This is a genomic window from Pedobacter sp. AC163, assembly GCF_979258665.1.
The window spans coordinates 2790686-2814082 of record NZ_OZ409872.1 but is presented as its reverse complement, the minus strand read 5'-3'; the positions used below and the strand labels follow the sequence as shown (position 1 = coordinate 2814082).

Annotated in this window: 19 protein-coding genes; 13 read left to right on the top strand and 6 right to left on the bottom strand. The window is 38.3% G+C overall.

The window, feature by feature from the left end; translation table 11 throughout:
* Positions 1-5: 5 nt before the first annotated feature.
* Both ACZZZK_RS12065 and ACZZZK_RS12060 read right to left on the bottom strand, forming a co-directional pair.
* The gene (locus tag ACZZZK_RS12065; RefSeq protein WP_463484356.1) at positions 6-1262 is read right to left on the bottom strand and encodes a DUF7033 domain-containing protein; all 1257 of its coding nucleotides are present in this window, start codon (positions 1260-1262) and stop codon (positions 6-8) included.
* Positions 1263-1396: 134 nt separating this feature from the next.
* Positions 1397-1903 carry a DUF6702 family protein gene (locus tag ACZZZK_RS12060; protein WP_463484355.1) on the bottom strand — a complete coding sequence of 169 codons (507 nt, stop codon included), beginning with the start codon at positions 1901-1903 and terminating at the stop codon, positions 1397-1399.
* 243 nt (positions 1904-2146) lie between these two features.
* Between ACZZZK_RS12060 and ACZZZK_RS12055 the strand changes: the two genes are divergently transcribed.
* From ACZZZK_RS12055 to ACZZZK_RS12035, 5 genes are all read left to right on the top strand, one after another.
* Positions 2147-2731, top strand: coding sequence for a HupE/UreJ family protein (locus ACZZZK_RS12055; RefSeq protein WP_463484354.1), 585 nt, complete (start codon positions 2147-2149; stop codon positions 2729-2731).
* 14 nt (positions 2732-2745) lie between these two features.
* Entirely contained in the window at positions 2746-5118 is a 2373-nt protein-coding gene (locus ACZZZK_RS12050; RefSeq protein WP_463484353.1) for a M1 family metallopeptidase, read from the top strand.
* 339 nt (positions 5119-5457) lie between these two features.
* Positions 5458-7500, top strand: coding sequence for an excinuclease ABC subunit UvrB (gene uvrB, locus ACZZZK_RS12045; RefSeq protein WP_463484352.1), 2043 nt, complete (start codon positions 5458-5460; stop codon positions 7498-7500).
* Positions 7501-7554: 54 nt separating this feature from the next.
* Positions 7555-7752 carry a YwbE family protein gene (locus ACZZZK_RS12040; protein ID WP_463484351.1) on the top strand — a complete coding sequence of 66 codons (198 nt, stop codon included), beginning with the start codon at positions 7555-7557 and terminating at the stop codon, positions 7750-7752.
* A 115-nt stretch (positions 7753-7867) separates the two neighbouring features.
* Positions 7868-8122, top strand: coding sequence for a DUF4834 family protein (locus ACZZZK_RS12035; protein ID WP_463484350.1), 255 nt, complete (start codon positions 7868-7870; stop codon positions 8120-8122).
* Positions 8123-8658: 536 nt separating this feature from the next.
* Here the strand turns inward: ACZZZK_RS12035 and ACZZZK_RS12030 are convergent.
* The 4 genes from ACZZZK_RS12030 to ACZZZK_RS12015 form a co-directional block, all read right to left on the bottom strand.
* A complete protein-coding gene (locus tag ACZZZK_RS12030; protein WP_463484349.1) occupies positions 8659-9585 on the bottom strand; it encodes a TIGR01777 family oxidoreductase in 927 nt (308 codons plus the stop codon).
* A gap of 5 nt (positions 9586-9590) precedes the next feature.
* Positions 9591-10406 (bottom strand): thiol-disulfide oxidoreductase DCC family protein, encoded by an 816-nt coding sequence (locus ACZZZK_RS12025; RefSeq protein ID WP_463484348.1) that lies wholly within the window; start codon positions 10404-10406, stop codon positions 9591-9593.
* 104 nt (positions 10407-10510) lie between these two features.
* The gene (locus ACZZZK_RS12020; RefSeq protein WP_463484347.1) at positions 10511-11017 is read right to left on the bottom strand and encodes a GbsR/MarR family transcriptional regulator; all 507 of its coding nucleotides are present in this window, start codon (positions 11015-11017) and stop codon (positions 10511-10513) included.
* Between the two features lie 65 nt (positions 11018-11082).
* Entirely contained in the window at positions 11083-12165 is a 1083-nt protein-coding gene (locus ACZZZK_RS12015; RefSeq protein ID WP_463484346.1) for an alginate lyase family protein, read from the bottom strand.
* Between the two features lie 129 nt (positions 12166-12294).
* On the opposite strand from ACZZZK_RS12015, the gene ACZZZK_RS12010 reads away from it, so the two are divergent.
* The 8 genes from ACZZZK_RS12010 (at position 12295) to ACZZZK_RS11975 (ending at position 23347) form a co-directional block, all read left to right on the top strand.
* On the top strand, positions 12295-14805 hold the full coding sequence (locus ACZZZK_RS12010) for a YfhO family protein (RefSeq protein ID WP_463484345.1): 2511 nt from the start codon (positions 12295-12297) through the stop codon (positions 14803-14805).
* Between the two features lie 460 nt (positions 14806-15265).
* Positions 15266-16120, top strand: coding sequence for a UDP-2,3-diacylglucosamine diphosphatase (locus tag ACZZZK_RS12005; RefSeq protein ID WP_463484344.1), 855 nt, complete (start codon positions 15266-15268; stop codon positions 16118-16120).
* A gap of 20 nt (positions 16121-16140) precedes the next feature.
* The gene (locus ACZZZK_RS12000; RefSeq protein WP_463484343.1) at positions 16141-17130 is read left to right on the top strand and encodes a glycosyltransferase family protein; all 990 of its coding nucleotides are present in this window, start codon (positions 16141-16143) and stop codon (positions 17128-17130) included.
* Between the two features lie 182 nt (positions 17131-17312).
* On the top strand, positions 17313-18293 hold the full coding sequence (locus tag ACZZZK_RS11995) for a DUF6427 family protein (protein WP_463484342.1): 981 nt from the start codon (positions 17313-17315) through the stop codon (positions 18291-18293).
* 144 nt (positions 18294-18437) lie between these two features.
* On the top strand, positions 18438-19172 hold the full coding sequence (locus ACZZZK_RS11990; RefSeq protein WP_463484341.1) for a type III pantothenate kinase: 735 nt from the start codon (positions 18438-18440) through the stop codon (positions 19170-19172).
* Positions 19153-20466 (top strand): hypothetical protein, encoded by a 1314-nt coding sequence (locus ACZZZK_RS11985; protein WP_463484340.1) that lies wholly within the window; start codon positions 19153-19155, stop codon positions 20464-20466. The genes ACZZZK_RS11990 and ACZZZK_RS11985 overlap by 20 nt, the downstream gene beginning before the upstream one ends.
* Entirely contained in the window at positions 20466-21038 is a 573-nt protein-coding gene (locus ACZZZK_RS11980; RefSeq protein WP_463484339.1) for an LptA/OstA family protein, read from the top strand. The genes ACZZZK_RS11985 and ACZZZK_RS11980 overlap by 1 nt, the downstream gene beginning before the upstream one ends.
* 221 nt (positions 21039-21259) lie before the next feature.
* Entirely contained in the window at positions 21260-23347 is a 2088-nt protein-coding gene (locus ACZZZK_RS11975; protein ID WP_463484338.1) for a peptidylprolyl isomerase, read from the top strand.
* Positions 23348-23397 lie beyond the last annotated feature (50 nt).

Genomic DNA, 23397 nt, shown 5'->3' with positions numbered 1-23397 from the left:
CCTGCCTAGCTGTTCATCTCATTAAAAGCAGCCTGCAGTTTTTTATATTTCAAATGGTTGGAGATACTACGTAATTCCCAGTTGCTTAAAAACTGGCCATTAACAAATTTTACGCCATCGATATAGTCTTTTAGCGTTTTTTTAATATCATCCAAGCTCATATTTTGTAGAACCGAGTCATTTAGGCAATAAGACTTAACCAATAGTGCTGTCACCTTTTCCAGCTGCAAATCGTACCAGTTAAATGGTGTACAAGTTCCGGCCCTAAAACCCGAAACTTCTGGATAACCCATAGAGTAATCTGTAGTAATGCCGGAGTTCAATAGGTTAAGGTAGCAAATCGGGAATTTTAAGGTTTCTAATTGTTGACTGCTTAAATTGATTTGATTAGGTAAAATCTTTTTTAGCTTGAATATGCCGTCTTTAATTTCATTTATTTTTTCCTTATCACTTGCGCAAGGTCGTAATAAGCCAACGCTTTTGTTAGTTAGCATTTGGGAGACTCCATTCTCCTGAATGTATTCAATTGCTACTTTTGGAAAATTTATAAAAAATACGGGCTTGATTTTTTGCTTTTCAATTATCGTTTCAAGTGCAGTTAAGGCCGTTTCATTGTTAATGCCAAAGCCGGTTAGTTGATCAAATTTTGAACTTAAATAACTGTTTTCTTTGCTGAATAAAGTGCTAAATATAAATCGTGTCTTCCTTAAAAAACCCTCAGGAGCATTTGGTGTAATACTAAAGTTAATACAAGGCTGACTGCTAAAATTTTTATCTGCGAAATTTACAGTGGGGTGCTTTTTGCGGATAATATTTTTAATCAGCAGTGCCCATTCATCGATAATGGGTCGGTCTAAAACCTTCCATTTATATTGGTAGCTACTTATGGCCTTAAATTCCTCATCGTTTTTTTGCTGATGCAAATATTCCTCATATCTCGTTACAATAAAAAAAGATGCAGCGAAAACATCAAAAGGAAGTGCAGAACTTTCTACCGGAAATGGCACCTGGTATTCGCCAAAAGGAGTAGTTTTGATATTTAGTTCATTAACCTTGTTGGAGAAGAGAATGGCAGTGCTTTTAAAAAAAATCTCGTCTCCGAATGGTTGTTCTCCATAGCTAATTTTAACGTGCTGGCTCTGTAAAAAATATTGGCTGTTTCCGGTGAATTCTATTTCGGCTCTGAGTATTTCCTTAAAGATAAAATTGAAAATGTACTTTATCCGGGGTGTTAAAACAGATGAGAAGATGATTAAATGCATAACTTATTTTAACAGTGCCGTGTATAAATTAAGATTATAAATAATTCTTCCCGCAGGTATGATTTTGATGTTAACGGGATACTAAAAATAGTGTTATTTTAACAGTAATTTAATATTTAATACAAAAATGACACTTAAAAGTTTGCCGTAAACTTTTTGTCTGGATACAAAATCTTGGTACTTTTTCTGATTTTGCCTTTCACAATATGAACGATACTCATCTGATCATCAAACAAATCGTATAAGATAATATTGGTAACTTCTGCTGATTTAAAACTGTTAACTTTTTCAACTTCCAGATAAATATTGGTGGCTTCATGATCGATCTCAAAACCTACATATTGCATGTTAATCTGCTTTCCGTTCGCCTTAATTTGTAAATGGGAAATGATATATTTTTTAATCACCTCATCCATTTTACCTTTAATTGCAGGATTAGTTAAGTCTATTTTTTGCTTGTAGTTTTTGGCCAGTATCGATTCAAAATCATCAGTAAAAATTCTGCAGCTTACCTCAATCGTTTTTTCTTGCTGATTGTAGTTTAACTCAGTTGTGCTTACATGTAATGGATGTTTCACATTAAATGCAAGGCAAACGTAACCGCATATCAGAATGGCAAAAAAGAATTTTATCTTACTCATGATTGAACCGATGAAATGCGAATTTACGAAATTATCGCTACGATGTTGTGATTCAATAGAGAGACTTGTTTCTCTCGATTCGAAATTTTGATCAAAAGGAATATATGTTCCTCTATCAACCCCTATGTCAGTAACATTTTAGGTAAACTTATCTGTTGTTTTGCGAAAATGTTAACTTTTCAGAATTATTAACTTAATTTTAAGCTTTAAAACTATCACATCCCGTTAGTTATCGAATTATTCATGCCGTTACAAGATTTTATTTTCTACTTTAAGTTAGGTTGGAGCCATATCATCAGTGCCGATGCTTTGGATCACCAGCTGTTTATATTGGCCCTGGTTGCAATTTACAGCTACACTAACCTAAAGCAAGTATTGATTTTGGTAACTGCATTTACAGTAGGGCATTCGCTAACTTTACTTTTGAGTGTGCTCGATATTATTCGTTTTGATAGCAAATGGGTAGAGTTTTTAATTCCCTGCACTATTGTCATTACTGCAGTGAGTAATCTATTTAGAAAGAATTTTTCCTTAAAATCGATCAAGATAAATTATTTTTTGGCGCTTGGTTTTGGATTGGTACACGGGATGGGTTTTGCAAACTCTATTAGAATGATGCTTGCGAAAGACCAGAATATAGGCTGGGGTTTGTTCGGCTTTAATGTTGGTTTAGAAGCAGGGCAGGTTTTTATGGTTTTAATCATTTTATTAATTACGTTTATTATTTTTAATTACACCAGAATTAGGCGCTTTAGCTGGGTTTTGTTTATATCGGCAGCCGTATTTAGCCTGGCTTTAAAAATGGCTTTAGAAAGAATACCCTTTTAGCATTAGAAAACATCATGAATAAATTGTTTACATTAACTGGCCTGCTTCTTATTTCTGGTAGCATGGCTACGGCTCAAAACATTCAGAACAATCCTGGTAGCAACCATGGAAATAAATTTGAGCAGTTGGGTACTATTTTGCCTACCCCAAATGAGCAGCGTACAGCAAGTGGTGCGCCAGGCGTAAAGTATTGGCAACAACGAGCGGACTATAACATTAAGTGCGAATTGGATGAAAAAAACCTGATGTTGACAGGTTCTGAAACTATTACCTATACCAATAATTCTCCTGATCCTTTAACTTACATTTGGTTGCAACTGGATGAAAATGAACACAGTACTTCTAAAAGTGCAAATTACCAGGATGCAACGAAAATGCCTGCCGGCGGAACTACGCAAACACTTGATCAATTGAGTGCCAAAGGCGATAATGGCAACGGGATCAACATTACCAAACTGACAGATGCAACAGGCAAGAGTTTAAAATACACGGTGAATAAAACCATGATGAGGGTTGATTTGCCCGTAGCTTTAAAAACCGGACAGAAGTATATTTTCAATATCAATTGGAATTACAAAATTACTGACAGGATGAGCGTTGGCGGCAGAGGTGGATATGAGTTTTTCCCTGCAGATGGGAATTATCTTTTCACCATGACGCAGTGGTATCCCCGTTTATGTGTGTACAGCGATTTTCAGGGTTGGCAAAACCACCAGTTTACAGGCAGAGGTGAGTTTGCCTTAACTTTCGGCGACTTTAAAGTTCAAATGACCGTTCCAGCTGATCACCTGGTTGGATCAACTGGTGAATGTATCAACTACAGCGCAGTGTTAACACCAACCCAGTTGAGCAGATACAACACCGCAAAAACAGCTACAGCTCCGGTAGAAATCCAGACCTTAGCCGAAGCAAAAGCTGCTGAGGGTAAAAAATCTACTGCTAAAAAAACCTGGGTATTTAATGCCAACAACGTTCGTGATTTCGCATGGACTTCTTCCAGGAAATTTGTTTGGGATGCTATGCCACAAAAAATTGAGGCTAACAACAACACCGTAATGTGTATGAGTTTTTATGGTAAGGAAGCTTACAATTTATACAGCAAATTCTCTACAAGAGCGGTAGCGCACACCATTAAAACTTATTCTGATTTTACCATCCCATATCCTTACCCGGTAGCACAAAGTATTGAAGCCGCCAACGGAATGGAATATCCAATGATATGTTTCAACTACGGCCGTACCGATGCAGACGGAACGTACAGCGAAAGCACCAAAAACGGAATGTTGGGCGTAATTATTCACGAGGTTGGGCATAACTTTTTCCCAATGATTGTAAACAGTGATGAGCGCCAGTGGACCTGGATGGATGAGGGTTTAAATTCATTTGTTGAATACTTAACGGAAGAACTTTGGGACAATAAATTTCCGAGCAAGAAAGGCCCGGCTTATACCATTGTTGATTATATGAAATTGCCGAAGGATGAGCTCGAGCCAATCATGACTAACTCTGAAAATATTGTTCGCTTTGGTCCGAATGCTTACTCAAAGCCGGCTACAGGTTTAAATATCCTTCGCGAAACCATTATGGGAAGGGAATTATTTGACTATGCTTTCAAAGAATATTCGAGAAGGTGGGCATTTAAACATCCTGAACCTGCTGATTTGTTTCGTACCATGGAAGATGCCAGCGGCGAAGATTTAGACTGGTTTTGGAGAGGTTGGTTTTATGGAACAGATCCTTGTGATATCTCTTTGGATAGCGTGAAATTTGCCAAAGCTGATTTTCCGAAAGAGGTGCCGGCGGCAAGATCTAGAATGGTTAAAGTGGACAAGCCTGCTTTAAATGCTTTCGAAGATATTTCGAAAATCAGAAACCGTGAGGATAAGAAAATTAATTTCTACGTTGATAAAAATACAGGCGCACAAGATTTCTATTATAAGTATGATAGAGGTATGGTTACCGTTGATACCACTGCTACAACAAAACAAGAAACGGCAATGCCTTACGAAGTTGTCCCGGAAGGAGACCAGGCCAAGTATGCGAATAAATTTTTGTACGAGCTGAGTTTTAGTAATAAGGGCGGTTTGGTTATGCCAATTATTGTAGAATTCGCGTATAAAGATGGAAGCAAGGAAATTGATCGTATCCCTGCACAAATCTGGAGGCACAATGAGTTGAAAACATCTAAGTTTTATGTTAAGGATAAAGAAGTAGCTTCAATTTTAGTTGATCCATTACGTGAAACAGCTGATATTGATACAAGTAATAACACTTGGGGCGGCAAAGCAAAAGAAAGTAAATTCAGAGCATTTAAAATGAAAGCTGCAACCGCGGTTAGAGGCCAGTCGGTTGGCTCAAACCCAATGAAAGTGGCAGGAAGTAAATAGATATTTTACTGTTTGATTAGAAATCCTCGTTGAATAATTTCAGCGAGGATTTTTTTTACTTAGTAAATCAAAAGTTCAACTTTAGATTTACTAGGTTGATGCTAATTTAAAGTCAATGAGATAGGATTAGGAAATTATGAAATAAAAAACCAACGGTTTTAAATCGTTTTGAACTTCGGTTGGAATCTCTTCATTTTATTCCAACTATTTCTAACTTTTCTGCCTGTTTCTTGTTTATCCTGTAATTCCGAATCCCCCTAACTGTTTTAAGGTTTTACACGAGGAAGAGAGCTCATCAAAATTGCTTATCACATCAATTTTGACTAAATTTGGTTAACAATGGAATTCAATATTACTTCAGAATATAAACCTACCGGAGATCAGCCAAATGCAATTAAGCAATTGGTTGATGGTGTAAACGCCAACGAACATTATCAAACATTATTGGGTGTTACAGGCTCTGGAAAAACATTTACCATAGCCAACGTAATTGAGCAAACCCAGAAGCCCACGCTAATTTTAAGTCATAACAAAACTTTGGCCGCTCAGCTTTATGGCGAGTTCAAGAATTTCTTTCCTGAGAATTCGGTTAATTACTTCGTTTCCTATTACGATTACTATCAGCCAGAGGCTTTTATAGCTTCGAGCAATACCTATATTGAAAAAGATTTAAGCATTAACGAGGAGATTGAAAAACTCCGTTTGCGCACCACATCGTCTTTAATGAGCGGTCGAAGAGATATTATTGTGGTTTCCTCCATCTCCTGCATTTACGGTATGGGAAATCCTGAAGATTTTTCCCGGATGGTTTTCCGATTTGGCGTAGGTTTAAGGATTTCTAGAAATGCTTTTTTACATAGTTTGGTAGAAATCTTATACTCTCGCACCACAACTGAGTTTAAACGGGGAACTTTTAGGGTTAAGGGTGATACCGTAGATATTTACCCGGCATATTTAGATCATGCCTATCGCATTTCTTTTTTCGGCGATGATATTGAAGAACTTTCTGCCATCGATCCGGTATCGGGTAAAACATTGGAAAAGTTGGAAGATATGGCCATTTACCCGGCCAACCTCTTTGTTACCCCAAAAGATCGGTTTAATCAATCGATCTGGGGAATTCAGGAAGAACTGGAAATCCGCAAAAACCAGTTGATCGCCGACAGGCATTTATTGGAAGCAAAAAGATTGGAAGAACGCACTAACTTCGATATCGAAATGATGAAGGAGTTGGGTTATTGCTCAGGAATTGAAAATTATTCACGTTTCTTCGATGGTCGCCAGCCTGGTATGCGTCCTTTCTGTTTGTTAGATTATTTTCCAGATGATTATCTGATGGTGATTGACGAAAGCCACGTTACGGTGCCGCAGATCAGGGCCATGTATGGTGGCGATAGGTCACGAAAACTATCACTCGTAGAGTATGGATTTCGTTTGCCAGCTGCGCTGGATAACAGACCGCTAAATTTTAACGAGTTTGAGGCTTTGGCACCGCAAACCATATATGTAAGCGCAACGCCTGCCGAATATGAACTGGAGAAATCGGAAGGTGTGGTGGTAGAGCAAGTGATTCGTCCGACGGGTTTACTTGATCCGGTAATCGAAATCAGGCCTGCAATTAATCAGGTAGATGATTTGCTGGATGAAATCGATTTAACCATAAAAGATGGCGGACGTATTTTGGTAACAACTTTAACCAAACGCATGGCCGAAGAATTGACCAAATATCTGGATCGTTTAAACATTAAAACAAGATACATCCACTCGGAGATAAAAACTTTAGAAAGGGTAGAAATTCTTCGTGGTTTACGTTTAGGGGAATTCGATGTTTTAGTGGGTATTAACTTGCTGCGTGAGGGACTGGATTTACCAGAGGTAACTTTGGTAGCCATTTTGGATGCTGATAAAGAAGGCTTTTTACGGTCAGAGAAATCACTCATTCAAACCATTGGACGTGCCGCCCGTAACGATCGGGGCAGGGTAATTATGTATGCAGACGGAATCACCGAGAGCATGGAAAAGACAATTTCTGAAACCAACCGTCGTCGCGATATACAAATTGCTTACAATCTCGAGCATGGCATTACCCCTAAAACAGTTGGTAAATCTCGCGAAGCGATTTTAGAGCAGACTTCAGTACTTGATTTCTCTCAGAAAGCCAGTGATAATAAAGCAAGAGCTTATGTAGAAAATGCAGAAATTAGCATTGCTGCTGATCCAATTGTACAATATATGGGTAAAGCTGAGTTGCAAAAAGCGATAGATAATACCAAAAAGGACATGCAGAAAGCCGCAAAAGATATGGACTTTTTACAGGCTGCAAAATTGCGTGATGAAATGTTTGCCCTGGAAAAAATGTATAACGAAAAGTTTGCTAAGTAACGTTTTTACTTCCATATTGCTAAAAATCGAAATTTATTCAGAATTTTGAAGCAAATGAACGGTCAGAACAGAAAAGATATTTACCCAGGTTTAGAAGTTGGCATCATCTTAAAAAAGGATCAGCGCTCAGGAAATATTACTTATGGGGTGGTTCAAGCGCTACTTACCTCAGCGGCTTTTCACTCACGTGGAATCAAAGTAAAGTTGGAAGATGGGCAGGTTGGGAGAGTGGCAGAAATTGTAGAAGAATAAAACTTTCTTTCATATTTTCGCCTTTTAGGTTTGTAATGGGAATGCAATTAAAGAATTGAGACGTAACAAAATAAATTTTGGTACGTCTATATTTGTAACAACAGTAAATTAAAGAATGGCATTTATTAAATTTATATTCATCGCAATATTAGTTCTTTGGATCATCAGAATGTTGATTCGATTGATATTGCCGATGCTGTTTAATAACCTGGCCAGCAAAATGCAACAACAAGCAAGCGGACAGGGGCAGCAGCAACAACGAAGATCGAAACCGGAAGGCGCAATATCTATAGATTATATGCCGCCTAAACCCGATCAAAGTAAAACGGATAAACTCGGCGACTTTGTAGATTACGAAGAAGTTAAATAGAATTCAAGTCCTGATGAAAATCGGGACTTTTTTTTGCTTTAGCTACAACGATGACTTCCTTCGAAAGATAAGATAGGTATCCACAACTGTTGGTCGACGAGGAATGATTTTTCATCATTTCGTGGCAATCTACCATTGATGTCTTTGTTTTTCGTCATTGCGATTCCGATTTTATCGGGAGAAGCAATCTCATTTGATAGCACAAACCAAGAATGAGATTGCTTCGTACCTCGCCTGCCTTCCGCAGACAGGCAATGACGACCGCCTTAAACTATAACCAATTTTCGCTTAATTCCTTTCCCGCTGATTGCGGAGATTTACGCAGATCGCTATCTTATCTGCGTAAATCATTTTAATCCGCGGGTTAATCTCTCGCCTCCACGTCATTGCGAGGCACGAAGCAATCCCAGTGCGATAGAATACAAAACCATAATTGTAAGTTTGCTTCGTGCCTCGCAATTGCGAGAAATGCTTCTTAAGCATTTCGTGACAATCTCGTAAAGTTCAACCTCTATTCAGAGTTTAATATCCGATTCTCAAATTCGCAAACTCACAATATCATGTACAGCCTCCTCAATTTTTCCATATTGGAATTCAAACCCATTATCGAGTAATACAGCTGGTTTTACCCACCTGCTTTTTAAAATTAATTCGGTTTCGGTACCAATAATTGCCGCACCAATACTAAGCAACCAGGCTGGCGTGGGTAAACCAAACGGAATTCCGTAGGTTTTTCTAATGGTTTTCATGAGCGTGTTATTGGTCACGGCATCTGGAGAAGTACAATTTACTACACCGCTAATGGCTTCGTTTTCTAGTAACCATTGAATGCTGTGAATCGCATCTTGTTCATGTACCCAATTCACAAACTGATTGCCATCACCTTGTTTGCCACCTAAACCAAATTTTACCAGGTTAAGCAATCTTGGAAATGCGCCATCGCTGCGGCCCAATACAATTCCCATTCTTAGCGCTATTTTTCTCGTTCCAGGCGTTTCTGTCTCGAAAAAACAACTTTCCCAGGCTTTGCATACATCAATAGAAAAGCCGTAGCCAATTTCTCCCGTATATTCATCTTGTGGGCGATCTTCGGCATGGCGATAAATAGTAGCGGAAGTAATATTAATCCAAAGCTTAGGCGGATTGAGCAAAGTCTGTATCACAGTATTTAACAGGCGAGTAGGAATAACCCTTGAATCTATTATTTCCTGCTGATTTTGTTTGGTATACCTACAGTTTACGTTTTTGCCGCACAGGTTTACCAATAAATCAGCGCTGTCAATAGCTTCGGTCCAATTACCTTCCGTTTTCCCATTCCATAAAATTGTTCTTACATTTCCATTTTGCGCTTTTTCCTTTCTACTCAAAATGATTACTTCGTTTGCTAAGCCACTAAAGTGCTTGGCTAACAAGCCACCCAAATACCCATTTCCACCAGCTAACACTATTTTATTGTAAATCATGACTGCTAAAAGTTAAAAATTAAACCTAAAATAATTAGACGATAAACTGCCCAGGTAATACTCATTACCAAACCCAGTTTCAAAATGTTACTTCTTCGAATATGTTCTAGAAACATTAGGCCGGCTACAACTAAAAAGTATAAAACATAAAGTGCGGGATGGATATTAAAAAGCTGATGAACCAGCAAACCTACGGTCAAGAGAAGTGAGCCAGCAAAAGAAATCGTCATCATATTGCCTAAATAATCCCAAAGCTTCTCTTTGCGGTAAAAACTAATAATTAAACCTTGAAAAAATATTTGTCCGCCACAAATAAAATACTCCCGATAAGCACTTCCCAGTGGAACATAATCGCTTAATAAATGGGCGTAAGCCGTTAAAATGTATGCCGTTAAAAACCAGGTAAACAGGAGGTAGGCAATACGATAGTGAATTTTAAAAGTAGGTTGAACACTATCGGCTTTGGTATTTGCAGGAATAATAATTTTTCTGTTGTAGGAAACGAAAGCGTAAAACTTAGCCATAATGAAAAGGAATGGCCCAAATGCAAATAGCGGCTTAAATACCGGCATGGCATGACCAATGATTTTAAACAAACTTTTTATACCATAAGTTACTTCGCCATTTTCCGTATTAACTAATGCAATTTCATTAGCCGCCCGTTGCCTGTCAACCAGCGGACAAAGATGTGCCGGCGTATGCTGGTAGGCTGCTCTTCCGTTTAAATCCAACATGCCAGCTTTTACAAATCCCTTGGTATAAAAGTGGCACATTGGACATTCTTCATCAAATAAAATGACGTGGTTGTTTAGCGTTTTCATCGTTTCTATATTTTAAACTTTCAGTAAAAAATGAAAGATTGGGTTAAAAAATAAAGCCGCTTAGGCTTTAAACTCCTCCACTTCTGGGAGGGTTGGAGTTGGGGCTATTTAAAAACCTTTAAAACAGATCCCCAGAACCAACTTTCTTCAGCTTTTAGCATGGTTTCCAGTGTTTTATCTACATTTCCAGCAAGCTTATTAATATCGGTGATCGATTTTTTAAACGTTTTGTATTCCGGATCTTTATCATCGCCCTGAACAGAAGAAAGCTCGTTTAATACTTTCAATACCGGCTCCAACTCTCTCTTTTTTCTCTCCTTGGCTACTTGCCTGGCAATGTTCCAAACATCTTTATCTGCAAAAAAGTATTCCTTTCTTTCGCCGGCTTTATGCTGCTTTTCAATCAATCCCCATCCAATTAAATCTCTCAAAGTCATATTCGCATTTCCCCTGGAGATACTCAAAGTTTCCATAATCTCTTCGGTAGTTAATGCTTCAGGAGAAATTAATAATAAGGCATGCACCTGAGCCATTGTACGGTTAACGCCCCATTCCGATCCCAACTTACCCCATGCTTCAATGAATTTTAGTTTTGCTGCTGCTAATTCCATAAACAAATATAACAACATTTTTAAAGTTTCAAAAATTATTGAAAGTTTATTTTTTTTGAAAGTTGTTATTTGGAATCTCTTTTAACCTGGTCTATCAATTGCTGGAAACCAGCATTCTCCTCTAAGGTATTTAGCAAATCGATTTGGCCTCGATCAAAGTAAACAGAAAGGCGTAAAACGGGCAAGGCGAGCTTTGGCTCAAACATAGTTCCGGGGGCAAAGCCGGGTTCATTGTTTTTCGCTCTGTCGCGATCAAACTTAACCGTTGTATGCACATATTCCTCATGCTGCTTTTCGCCTTTCATATACGGAATTAACCAAGCAACACTTTTTTGTATCGAAGAGCCGGCGCCAGATTGATAGGTGTAAAAATTTTCGCCTTTTGCCCGATCAATCATAATGGCAAGCTCCAGCATCGGTTCCAGGTCATAAATATGATAGTGCATAGCATCACGTTCTTTGAAATCTAAACTGGTACCGTCAGCATACAAATTGATATTGATATGCTGCTTTAATTTTTCAATTGTCCAATCGATCAATGCCTTGTCGTTTAGCGTGTAGCCAATTTCCCCAACAACCTTTAATCGGTGTGCATTCCAGTTGTTTATGGCGGTGCCTCTGCCGGATTGCATTCGCTTGCTGTTAATCTCTGCCAAGGCGGTTTCCTTTAGCCATTTTTCGATCAATGCCTTGTCTTTACCACCAATAAAATCTTTAATGAGATCATAGGCTTCAACCGCTTTATCCAAATTGGTATCATCTATCGGGTTACCATTTGGCTGGTTAATTTTTGCCCATGCGATTAAGAAGGACAAAGATTTGTCTAAATATTGTTTATTTCCATTAAGCCGATATTGTAGCGCAAGCGTATACATTTTATTCATATCGGCCAATGCCTGCTGAGTTTTTACCTTTTTTGGATTTCCTTTTAATAGACCTTCAGTCCTGATCGTATCAATCGGATTTGGTTGTTCCAGGAGAAAAGAAGAAACCAGTTTTTCAAAACTACGGTAAAGCTTTTTATTCTTCTCCGTTGATGAATTTTCCAACTTCAAAGTCGATATCTCCTTTTGATTAAGACTGACAATTTGTGTAAAACCTGAAAACGAAGCCAATAGAATCAGCACTGTAATCACAAACTTTCTCATAATAAAAGGGTTGAAATGTAAATTGATTATACAAAACTAAATTTTTATTCCACTCACATTTAATTAATTCCTTTTTTATCCCGCCCAAATTTTTATTTTTGACGTTCGTTTAAACTTAAACAAACCTTAATGAATAACTGGTTTAATAAAAATGGCATCCACCTCGCCATTATTGCATTTTTTGTAGTCATTACCTTTGCCTACTTCAGTCCTGTTTTGCAGGGAAAAGCGCCACAACAAGGCGATGTTTTGCAGGCAAAAGCCATGCAGAAAGAAATTATGGATGTGAAGGCTGCAACTGGAAAAGGTCCGCTTTGGACTAACCAGATGTTTGGAGGGATGCCAGCTTATCAAATATGGGTACAATATCCATTAAATATTACCACTTACGGTATCGATGTAATTAAAGGTGTATTTCCTGATCCTGTTGGTACAGTGCTTTTATATTTGCTGGGCGCTTATTTACTGTTTTGCGTACTCAAAATTAATCCCTGGCTTGCTGCAGCAGGAGCGATTGCATTTGCGTTTACTTCCTATAACTTTATCATTATTGCCGCCGGGCACAGTAATAAAGCATTGGCCATAGGTTTCTTTGCACCAATTTTAGCTTCAATCATCCTGGTTTTAAGAGGAAGATATTTAGTTGGGGCGAGTTTATTGGCGCTATTTATGGCTTTGGAAATCCGTTCCAACCATATCCAAATGACGTATTATCTTTTTATAGCCTTGTTTATTTTGGCTTGTATTGAATTATATCACGCCTACAAAGCCAGCCAATTGGCCACCTTTGGTAAATCAATTGGCTGGGCAGCTGCGGGAATTATCTTAGCAGTTATGGTTAACGCAGGTACACTTTGGACGACTTATGAATATGGCAAAGAAACCATTCGTGGAAAATCAAATTTAACGACTGATAAATCGGAGCCTGCAAACGGTTTAGATAAAGAATATGCTTATCAATGGAGCCAGGGTGTAGGCGAGAGTTTCACCTTTTTAATCCCTAATTTATATGGGGGTGCCAGTGGAGGACAATTAAATCCTGACGGTAAATTTATCAAGATCTTGCAAGATGGAACAGTATCAAATGTTTTAGGTCCAATATATGGTCAGGATACAGAAAAAGCATTAAATGCGATAGCTCAAAATGCAGGGTCAAATTATTGGGGTGATAAACCAGGTACTTCCGGACCATATTATTTTGGAGCGATTATTTGTTTCCTTTTTGTATTTGGCCTGTTTGTCGTAAAACACCGTTGGAAATGGTGGATATTGGGAACCAGTATCCTATTATTGTTCCTTTCTTTTGGACAAAATCTTCCTTTTATTTCAGATCTTTTCTTTGACTACCTGCCTGGCTATAATAAATTCAGAGCAGTAGAATCTATTTTGGCTGTTGTAGGTTTATTGGTTCCGCTACTGGCCATACTAGCCATTAAAGAAGCACAGGATGGAAAGTACGATCAAAAATATCTGGTTCAGCGCCTCACCTGGTCTGCAGGTATTACCGGTGGTTTTGCGCTTTTGGTTGCAATAGCCCCGACTGTATTTTTCAGCTTCACCAGTTCAACCCAAGCACAATTAACAACCTGGTTAAATCAAATCACACAAAATAATACTTCACTTACTGCTCAAATTTTGGCAGCGGTAAAAGAGGACCGCGTGAGCCTGGCTCGTGCTGATGCTTTACGTACTTTGCTTTTCATCGCTATCGGCTTTGGCTTAACCTGGGCATTTATCACCAAAAAAATGAACATGCAACTGGCGTTTGGCTTGTTGGCAGTAGTTATCCTGGTTGATTTATGGCAGGTTGATCGCCGCTACTTAAACAATCAAAACTTTGTTGCAAAATCAGATCTCGAAAATCATTATCAACCACGTGATGTAGACAACTTTATTTCTGCTGATAAGGATCCAAACTTCAGGGTTTTTGATTTATCGCTGGGCGATCCATTTAAAAGTGCTGAAACATCGTTTTTTCATAAAACGGTTGGGGGATTCCACTCAGCCAGGTTAAAACGTTTCCAGGAGCTGGTTGATCATCAGTTAACAAAAAGCATCAATCAAGATGTTTTGGATATGTTAAATACCAAATACATCATCACCCAAGATCCGCAAAACGGATCGTATAAGATGCAGCGTAACGCTACTGCTGCGGGTAATGCTTGGTTTGTACAAAGTGTTCAATATGCTAAAAATGCCGATGAAGAGATGAAAGCCATCAGCAGCTTTGACGCGAAAAAAGAAGCAATTGTTGATGAGCAGTATAAATCATTAATCGATACCAAACGTTTGGGTACAGGTGTAGAAGGGTTTATTAAATTGACCAATTATACACCTGATCATTTAACTTATGAATACTCTTCAGCGAAAGATGTGATTGCTGTTTTCTCTGAGATCTACTACAACAAAGGTTGGAAAATGTATATCGACGGGGTTGAGAAGCCTTATTTCAGGGCAGATTACATTCTTCGAGCTGCACAACTTGAAGGTGGGAATCATAAATTGGAATTTATCTTTCACCCAACCTCTTATTATGTAGGAGAAAATATTTCATTGGCAGGTTCAATTTTATTGCTTGCTGGTTTGGGCTTCGGGTTTTACTCAGAAAACAAGAAGAAAAAGAAGATAGTTAAAGGTTAACGGATTAGCTTATAATTCGATTAACCGAACTAAAAGTCTGTTTAAAGCAGGCGCTAAGAAGATAGAAAGTCATCTGATGAATAGAAGTACAAGGCTTTGTTCATTGGATGACTTTTGTGTTTTTGACAAGTTATTTTTCACAGGGATTAGCCCTTTTTATCCTTAAAGCAGTTGCAATATGCAACTTTACCTGCGGTTTTGACATCCTTTATCATTTCGAAGAATAATTTAATAGTCTCGTAACATTTGGTTGATAAACAGTGTCTTACATTTGTAATGTAAAATCAGATGATATGCTAGAGTCATTCTTCGCCGTTTGCTTGTTAATTATTGTACTTTATTTCTTTAGTCCTTTTGAGGTTAAACTTGATGAGGAAGAAGAGTGGTAGGATAATCTTCAATATTTTTAAACTGCTTAATTCAGGCGGTAATAAATTCTTCTCCCCTAAATTTCCCGGTTATGGATAAAAGAACCATTGATGTAGTCGTAATTTCCGATGTACATTTGGGCACCTACGGCTGTCATGCCAAAGAGCTTCTCAAATATTTGAAGAGTATTAAACCTAAAACCCTTATCCTAAACGGAGACATCATCGATATCTGGCAGTTTAGTAAAAGCTATTGGCCCGAATCGCATATGAAGGTGATCCGCAAGCTGATGAAGTTTGTATCTGAAGGGGTTCAGGTATATTATTTAACAGGAAATCACGATGAAATGCTAAGGAAGTTTGATGGGATGGAGATGGGCAGCTTTCACCTCCAGAATAAATTAATTTTAGAGCTCGACGGTAAAAAAGCCTGGTTTTTCCATGGAGATGTTTTCGATGTAACGATGCAGCATTCTAAATGGTTAGCCAAAATGGGCGCCGTTGGATATGATACATTGATTCTGATTAATAGCTTCGTGAACTGGATCCTCACCGCTTTTGGCCGTGAGAAAATGAGTTTCTCGAAGAAAATTAAGGCAAAGTTTAAAGATGCTGTAAAGTTTATTAACAGCTTTGAACAAACTGCTGCCGAATTGGCCATCGAGAAAGGATACAATTACGTGGTGTGTGGACATATTCATCAGGCAGAAAAAAGGAATATCACAACTGAAGATGGCGGGGTAACCTACTTGAACAGTGGCGACTGGGTAGAAAGTTTAACCGCTTTGGAGTATCAAGATCAAAGTTGGACCATTTTTAAATACAATCATATAGATTTTATCAAAGATGAATTAGACGAGGGGATCTTATCAGATGCTGAAGATTTAAAAAGTAAACTCGATGTAAACATACTTTTACAACATATTAAGTATGAAATTGCTCAATAATTTTAGATATTCGGGCACAAATGAAAATACTTTACGCAATTCAGGGAACAGGAAACGGTCACATTAGCCGGGCGAGGGAAATTATTCCATTGCTTCAAAAATACGGCGAACTCGATATTTTAGTGAGCGGTACACAGGCAGATGTTAAGCTTAGCCAGCCAGTGAAATATCAATTACATGGCTTCAGCTTCATTTTTGGGAAAAAAGGTGGTGTAGATCATTTTGCTACCTGGTTAAGCATGAATCTTTTTCGTTTCAGAAAAGACATGAAGCAATTGCCGCTGAAAGAATATGATCTGATTGTGAACGACTTTGAGCCTGTAAGTGCCTGGGCTTGTAAACTGCAGGGAATTGACTGTGTATCGCTTAGTCACCAAGCGGCCTTTAAATCAAAGAAAGTACCGCGACCTAGAACATTGGATTGGGGAAAGTTGATTCTAAGCCGTTATGCACCAACTAAATACCACATCGGATTTCACTTTGATCGATACGATACCTTTATTCACACCCCAGTAATCAGGGCTGAAATTAGGGCAATGAGAAGTGAAAACTTGGGTCATTATACTGTTTACTTACCAGCTGTTGATGATAAAAGGTTGGTTCAGTTATTTTCACAAATTCCTCAAGTGAAATGGGAGGTTTTCTCTAAACATAATAAAGAAGCTTACACTCACGAAAATGTTTCTGTACAGCCCGTAAACAATGAAAAATTTAACAAAAGCCTGGCTACCTGCGAAGGTTTATTTACCGGTGGGGGTTTCGAAGGGCCAGCGGAGGCGCTTTATTTAAAGAAAAAATTACTGGTTGCACCCATGCGCTTTCAGTTTGAGCAACAATGCAATGCTTATGCACTCAAGCAATTTGGCTTGCCTGTAATCTGGGGAAGCACAAGAAATTGGTTGCCTATTGTTAAAGATTGGGTTAATAATCCGCAGAAACATGAATTCGATTTCCCTGATGAAACGGAAAAGATTATTGATGATATGGTGAAAAAATATGCGAGGGTGTAGTTTTTAGTATGGAGTTCGTAGTGTTAAGTCCTTAGTCTGGGGCTAAAGTTTGCTCCTTGCTCTTTATTCCTTACTCCTTATTCATTGCTCCTTGCTCATTATTCCTTTCTCCTTGCTCTTTCATCCTTACCCTTTTGTCCTTTCAGCTTTTTATCTTTACTTTGCCTACTCTTTAAAAAGGCATGATTAATCAGTTTCGACAGTTAAATCCAATTAACCTCTTGTTTCTATTGGCTTACACATTTTTGATGCGTATTGCCATTTTTTATGAGACGCCAAGTCAGCTGAATTTTGATTTTTTGGAGCCTTTCGCCAGGCTGTTGATCAACATTGATTTAGATAATGCATTTTCGGCTTCAGCCAATATCTTTTTCGCGGCAGTAATCGTTTTTTCACAGGCCTTAATTTTTAATAGAGTTATCAATAACCACAATTTGCTGGCTAAACCAAGCTTTTTGCCTGCATTAATGTACATCACCGGGATGAGCTTATTCATGCCCTTCATGATTTTAAGTCCTGCGTTGATCGCTAATTTCTTATTGATCTGGGTGATTGATAAATTTTTAAAATTGGGCAAGAGCGCAAATTCCATTACCACAGTTTTTGATATCGGAATGATCATTGGCGTTGGAACGCTGATCTATTTTCCGTTCATGGCTATGTTATTGATGATTTTTTTAGCGCTTTTGCTTTTTAGATCTTTTAACTGGCGGGAGTGGGTTGCTGGCCTCGTGGGATTTATCACCGTGTTTTTCTTTCTTGCTGTATTTTATTACTGGCGTGATAACCTATCCTCTTTTTACCAGATCTGGAAACCTTTGGGCAATAAGTTTCCTTCTGTTTTTCAGGTGAACTATAACGATTATCTGGTGCTAATTCCGGTCGCTATTATTATCGTTCTGGCGTCTTTACAACTGCGTGAAAACTTTTTCAGAAGCTTTATCAGCACACGGAAAGGATTTCAATTGCTGTTTTTTATGTTCATTGTTGCAGGTGCCAGTTTCTATTTAAAACCAAACTTTCGGATCTGGCATTTTCTGCTCTGCGTACCGCCCGGATCAGTATTGCTGGCTTATTATTTCAGCAATGCGAAAAAGCGTTGGTTTTACGAAACCCTCTTTGTTTTATTTGTCCTATCTATACAATACTTTCTTTTCGTTTAACCTTTTTTAACAAAATACTAGATCAAAACTTAACAAAGATTGATAGCTTTGTGGCAGGATTTTGCGATTAATGCTTTTTGGATTGTAATTCGCTTGATAGAGATAGGTAGTATATCAAACAAATTTTCGTGTTAAAATACATAAATGCATAGTTTAAGCATTGATATAGGTAATTCATCGGTGAAGGTGGCTGTTTTTGCAGGAAAAGAAATCGTTCATCATCAACGGTTGGCTAAGCTGGGTATTTTAGATCTTGGTCAGCTAATCGACAAGTTTTCGCCCAAAAAATCAATCATCAGCAGTGTAAATCAAGAGATTGGAGCGCTGGAGGAATATCTAAAAAAACACACTCAATACGTCCGGTTTTCTGCGACCCTAACTAAAGGCGTTACGAATAGATACGAAACACTGATAACCCTTGGGTTGGATAGATGGGCAGGAATTTTAGGCGCAAATAGTTTATTCGCAAACGATGCTTGCCTGGTGGTTGATGCCGGAACCTGTATTACTTATGATCTGCTTACCAGCAAAAAAGAATATTTTGGCGGAAGTATAAGCCCCGGGATAGCCATGCGTTTTAAAGCTGTACATGAGTACACAGGGAGATTACCTTTGATAGATTGGAGTGCAAACGAAGCCATACCAGAAGGTAAGGACACGCAATCGGCCATAAAAAATGGTGTTTTGCAAGGAATTATAAATGAAATTGAAGGCTTTATCGCCTTAAATAATATAAAAGAAAGTGCTTTAAAGGTGATTATAACAGGTGGCGATGCTAATTTTTTGTATAAGCAATTACAAAACAGCATCTTTGCGCCTCAAATTATACAAGATCCCTATATCGTATTAAAAGGATTAAATGAAGCTATTGCAGATTAAAATGTACAAAAGAATCAATTATATTGCAGCCATACTCGTTCTAGTTTGTGGTTTAGGTGCTCAGGCGCAGGTTACCACTTCATCTCCATATTCAAGGTATGGACTTGGAAATATCAAGGGTTCATTGTTGCCACAGTTAAGGGCAATGGGCGGTATTTCTACTGCAGTAAATTCCATTACAGGATTTAATAACATCAACATGCAAAATCCTGCATCATATTCAGCCATCACTTTAACTACTATTGATGTAGGCATGAGTGCAGGCTTAACCAGTTTAACCCGAAATAACTTAAGCGAAACCAGTTTCAATGCTACTTTCAGCCACCTGGCATTTGCCATTCCGGTAAGTAGAAGATCGGCATTCAGTTTTGGAATCCTTCCTTATTCTGATTTAGGTTATTCTTACAGAAACAAGGTGAAAATTGATACCACCAGCGTAGATCAACTTTATGAAGGTGAAGGTGGTTTGTCAAAAGCCTATATCGGTTATGGCTATCGTATTGGCGATCACTTAAGAATTGGTGCCAATGCAGAATACATTTTTGGTAATCTTCAAACAACAAGAGCAACAGAATATGCCCTTGCAGGTGCAATCAATGCAAAACTTCAAAATAAAAATAGCGTAGGTGGCTTAAACGTTTCCTATGGTATTCAATATGATTTTAATGTTGGCAAAAGAACATCAGTAACTTTGGGCTACTCAGGAAGTAACTCGGGTAAATTAAATTCTAACCAAACATTTTTTGCTACCCAGTATACCAGAGATGCTGCTGGTAATGAAAGTACTGCGCTTGATACTTTAAATTCGGTAGATAACGGGAAATCGAACTTGACTTTACCATTAACGCACAATTTTGGTATCTCCATTAAACAAAGTGATAAATGGTTAATCGGGGCCGATTTTAGAATGAGCAAATGGGCTGCAACCAGTATTAACAATGTAAATTCTGGCTTACAGGATAGCTGGGGTGCATCATTGGGTGGCCAGTGGACACCAGATGCGACTTCGTATAATAGCTATATGAAACGTATTGATTATCGTTTAGGCGTAAATTACGATAAAACCTACATTCAGATTAATAATCAGGACATTAAACAAATGGGCGCTTCATTAGGTTTTGGATTTCCATTGCCAAGTGCTAACGCAGGTTCGGCGTTCTATAAAATTAACTTCACAACAGAAGTTGGTCAGCGGGGAACGGTAAGCAATAACCTCGTAAAAGAAAAATTCATTAACTTTCATTTAGGATTTACACTTAACGATACCTGGTTCCGTAGATATAGAGTTGATTAATGAAACCGCAAACTTTTTTCTTTGGTTTAATGCTGGGTATGCCATTATTTTTGGCATCCTGTGGCGATGACGACTTGAAAAAAGCAAATCCGGTTGCCATCAACAAAATCACTTTTTCCAGAGACAGAACTATTGGCGTAGAAGTGATATACAGTGATTCTGCTCGTGTAAAAGCCAAAGGAAATGCCCCAATCATGGATAAGGTTACCCCATCAGAAGGTGCAATCTATCAGGAAATGCCCAAAGGGGTAAATATCGACTTTTTCAATCCAAACGGAACCATTGATGGAAACCTCGTTTGTGATTACGCCATCCGTAAGGATCAGGATAAAAAGACGGAGTTTAGAAAAAATGTAGTTGTTAAAAATAGCAAGGGCGATACTTTTTCTTCCCAGGAGTTGATTTGGGATGAAATAAAGAAGATTTTCTACTCTACACAACGTGTTTACGTAAAGGGCGCCGATGGTAGCGAAGGCAATGGGATCAACTTCGAGGCTCCACAGGATTTCAGTACCTATTCAATGGAAACCGGAAGTGGCGATCTAAATATGAAGGAAGGCATAGCGCCATAAGAGATGACAGAATGAGTGAGTTTTGAATGAGTGAATAGCTAGGTAATACCTCAAGTTTTTATATCATTCTCTCATTTTATCCTTCTTTCATTCTCTAATTAAGCAATTCTATTTCCCTAAATATTAAACACTTGATAAATAAAATTTTGTGTTTTCTTTTTTAAGGCAAATTTGTATCTTGCGCCCTCTTAAAAAAAACTAAATAAATTTATAATTACAATATGGGATTAATGACATTTTTGCGTAACCGTGCTGGCTATATCTTGGTCTTCGCAATCGGTTTTGCAATTGTTGCATTTTTAGTAGGCGATGCAATTAACGTGGGTAAGCCTTTTTGGTCGGCAAATCAAAAAGTAGTGGGTACGGTTGATGGGAATGATATCAGTATTGATGATTTTCAACCAAAAGTAGATCAGAGTTTAAATCAATACAAACAACAATTCGGCGGAAGCTTAAATCCTCAAATGACAGCTATGGCTGTTGATCAGGCCTGGAATGCTGAATTGGCTGGCGTTTTATTGAACAAAGAATATGAGCGTTTAGGTTTAACGGTTTCTGAAGATGAGTTGTTCGACTTATTGCAAGGCCAAAATCCAAGCCCAATCATCAAACAATACTTTTCAAATCCTCAAACAGGTCAGATTGATCGTGCTACTTTGATGAATTTCTTAAAATCAAAAGATGCACAGGCTTTGCAGCAATCAAATATGTTGCAGCAGCAAATCAAAGAACAGTCTTTACAGGCTAAATATTCAAACTTGATCCGTAATTCGGTTTATGTAACTTCACTAGAAGCGACAGATGAATATACCAACCGCAATAAGCTGGCTAACTTTAAATATGTAGGTTTAGATTACAGTACTGTTGCTGATGCTTCGGTGAAATTAACTGATGCAGATTATTCAGCTTATTACGATGAGAACAAAGCTCGTTTCAATAATCCGCAAGAATCTCGTTCCTTCGATTATGTATCTTTCAGCATTCGCCCAACTGCAGCAGATTCTGCAGCAGTAAAAGCACAGGTTGAAAAAATTGCAGCTGATTTCAGAACTTCTAAAAATGATTCTCTTTTCGCCGCAATCAATTCTGATGTTAAAGTACCTTATACTTATTTATCAAAAGGTAAACTGGGTGATGCAGCTTTAGATTCAGCGGTATTTGCTTTGCCAGCGGGAAGTTATTATGGTCCGACATTAACCGGAAATTCTTATAAGTTGGTAAAAGTGATCGATACCCGTTTCTCTCCAGATTCGGTTAAAGTAAAACACATTCTAATTGATCCGGCTAAAGTTGGCGGTGAAGATAAGGCAATTAAGTTAGCCGATTCGTTAAAAGGCTTAATTGCCAAAGGCGGTAACTTCGCGGAGTTAGCCAAAATCTATAGCGTTGATGGTTCGAAAGATCAAGGTGGTTCTTTACCTTCTTTTACCCGTGGCCAAATGGTTCCGGAGTTTGAGAATGCTGCATTCGATGGCAAGGCTGGCGATTTGAAAGTGGTAAAATCACAGTTCGGTTACCACATCATGAGCATTGAAAGACAGATGGGTAATTCGAAAGTGGCGAAATTAGCTTATATTGAGAAAGCATTAGGCGCAAGTAGCAAAACGCAGCAAGCAGCCTATAAAGCGGCAAGCAATTTCTTAAACGATGTTAAAGGGAAAGATTTTGCTAAATATGCACAAGAAAAAGGTTTGAAATTAGCAGTTGCCGATAAGATTAGTGCAACTCAAGGTTTCGCTGCAGGTTTGGATAACCCACGTAAACTCATTCAAGATGCTTATGCTGCAGATAAAGGTGATGTTTTACCTGAAATCTACACCATGACCAATGAATATGTAGTGGCTCGTTTAACCGCTGTTAACCCTAAAGGTATTCTTCCGCTAGAGGCGGTTAAAAAAGAGATTCAGCCGTTGGTATTGAATGAAGTTAAAGCTAAAATGCTTAAAGATAAATTGAACGCTGCCGGTAAAGCAAGTTTAGATCAAATTGCATCTAAAGTGGGTGCCCCGGTTAATCCAGTTCAAAATATCGTATTCGCAAATCCTGTTATTCCAGGTGTTGCGCAAGAAAACAAATTGGTGGGTAGCGTATTCGGTACACAGCCAGGTAAAGTTTCTGCTCCTGTAGCGGGTGATCGTGGTGTTTATGTTTTTGTTGTGGATGGATTTACTAACCCAGCGCCGATTGCAAACATGTTTAAACAGAAGGAAAGTATGTTGTTAAGCTTAGGCCAACGTTCTGGTCAGGCGGCTTTCCAGGCTTTAATTGATCAGGCTACTATAAAAGACAATCGCGTGAAATTCTATTAATTAGAAATTCCGTAAATTTGCAACCGTCTCCACTTATAGTGGGGACGGTT

Bases quoted from the DNA above. Each gene is read 5' to 3' on its own strand.
- ACZZZK_RS12005 (WP_463484344.1), top strand. From the start codon at position 15,266: ATGGATAAAAGAACCATTGATGTAGTCGTAATTTCCGATGTACATTTG.
- ACZZZK_RS12015 (WP_463484346.1), bottom strand. From the start codon at position 12,165: ATGAGAAAGTTTGTGATTACAGTGCTGATTCTATTGGCTTCGTTTTCA.
- ACZZZK_RS12025 (WP_463484348.1), bottom strand. From the start codon at position 10,406: ATGAAAACGCTAAACAACCACGTCATTTTATTTGATGAAGAATGTCCA.
- ACZZZK_RS11990 (WP_463484341.1), top strand. From the start codon at position 18,438: ATGCATAGTTTAAGCATTGATATAGGTAATTCATCGGTGAAGGTGGCT.
- ACZZZK_RS12010 (WP_463484345.1), top strand. From the start codon at position 12,295: ATGAATAACTGGTTTAATAAAAATGGCATCCACCTCGCCATTATTGCA.
- ACZZZK_RS12040 (WP_463484351.1), top strand. From the start codon at position 7,555: ATGAACGGTCAGAACAGAAAAGATATTTACCCAGGTTTAGAAGTTGGC.
- ACZZZK_RS11995 (WP_463484342.1), top strand. From the start codon at position 17,313: ATGATTAATCAGTTTCGACAGTTAAATCCAATTAACCTCTTGTTTCTA.
- ACZZZK_RS12035 (WP_463484350.1), top strand. From the start codon at position 7,868: ATGGCATTTATTAAATTTATATTCATCGCAATATTAGTTCTTTGGATC.
- ACZZZK_RS12030 (WP_463484349.1), bottom strand. From the start codon at position 9,585: ATGATTTACAATAAAATAGTGTTAGCTGGTGGAAATGGGTATTTGGGT.
- ACZZZK_RS11985 (WP_463484340.1), top strand. From the start codon at position 19,153: ATGAAGCTATTGCAGATTAAAATGTACAAAAGAATCAATTATATTGCA.
- ACZZZK_RS12055 (WP_463484354.1), top strand. From the start codon at position 2,147: ATGCCGTTACAAGATTTTATTTTCTACTTTAAGTTAGGTTGGAGCCAT.
- ACZZZK_RS12020 (WP_463484347.1), bottom strand. From the start codon at position 11,017: ATGGAATTAGCAGCAGCAAAACTAAAATTCATTGAAGCATGGGGTAAG.
- ACZZZK_RS12000 (WP_463484343.1), top strand. From the start codon at position 16,141: ATGAAAATACTTTACGCAATTCAGGGAACAGGAAACGGTCACATTAGC.
- ACZZZK_RS12065 (WP_463484356.1), bottom strand. From the start codon at position 1,262: ATGCATTTAATCATCTTCTCATCTGTTTTAACACCCCGGATAAAGTAC.
- ACZZZK_RS11975 (WP_463484338.1), top strand. From the start codon at position 21,260: ATGGGATTAATGACATTTTTGCGTAACCGTGCTGGCTATATCTTGGTC.
- ACZZZK_RS12060 (WP_463484355.1), bottom strand. From the start codon at position 1,903: ATGAGTAAGATAAAATTCTTTTTTGCCATTCTGATATGCGGTTACGTT.
- ACZZZK_RS12050 (WP_463484353.1), top strand. From the start codon at position 2,746: ATGAATAAATTGTTTACATTAACTGGCCTGCTTCTTATTTCTGGTAGC.
- uvrB (WP_463484352.1), top strand. From the start codon at position 5,458: ATGGAATTCAATATTACTTCAGAATATAAACCTACCGGAGATCAGCCA.
- ACZZZK_RS11980 (WP_463484339.1), top strand. From the start codon at position 20,466: ATGAAACCGCAAACTTTTTTCTTTGGTTTAATGCTGGGTATGCCATTA.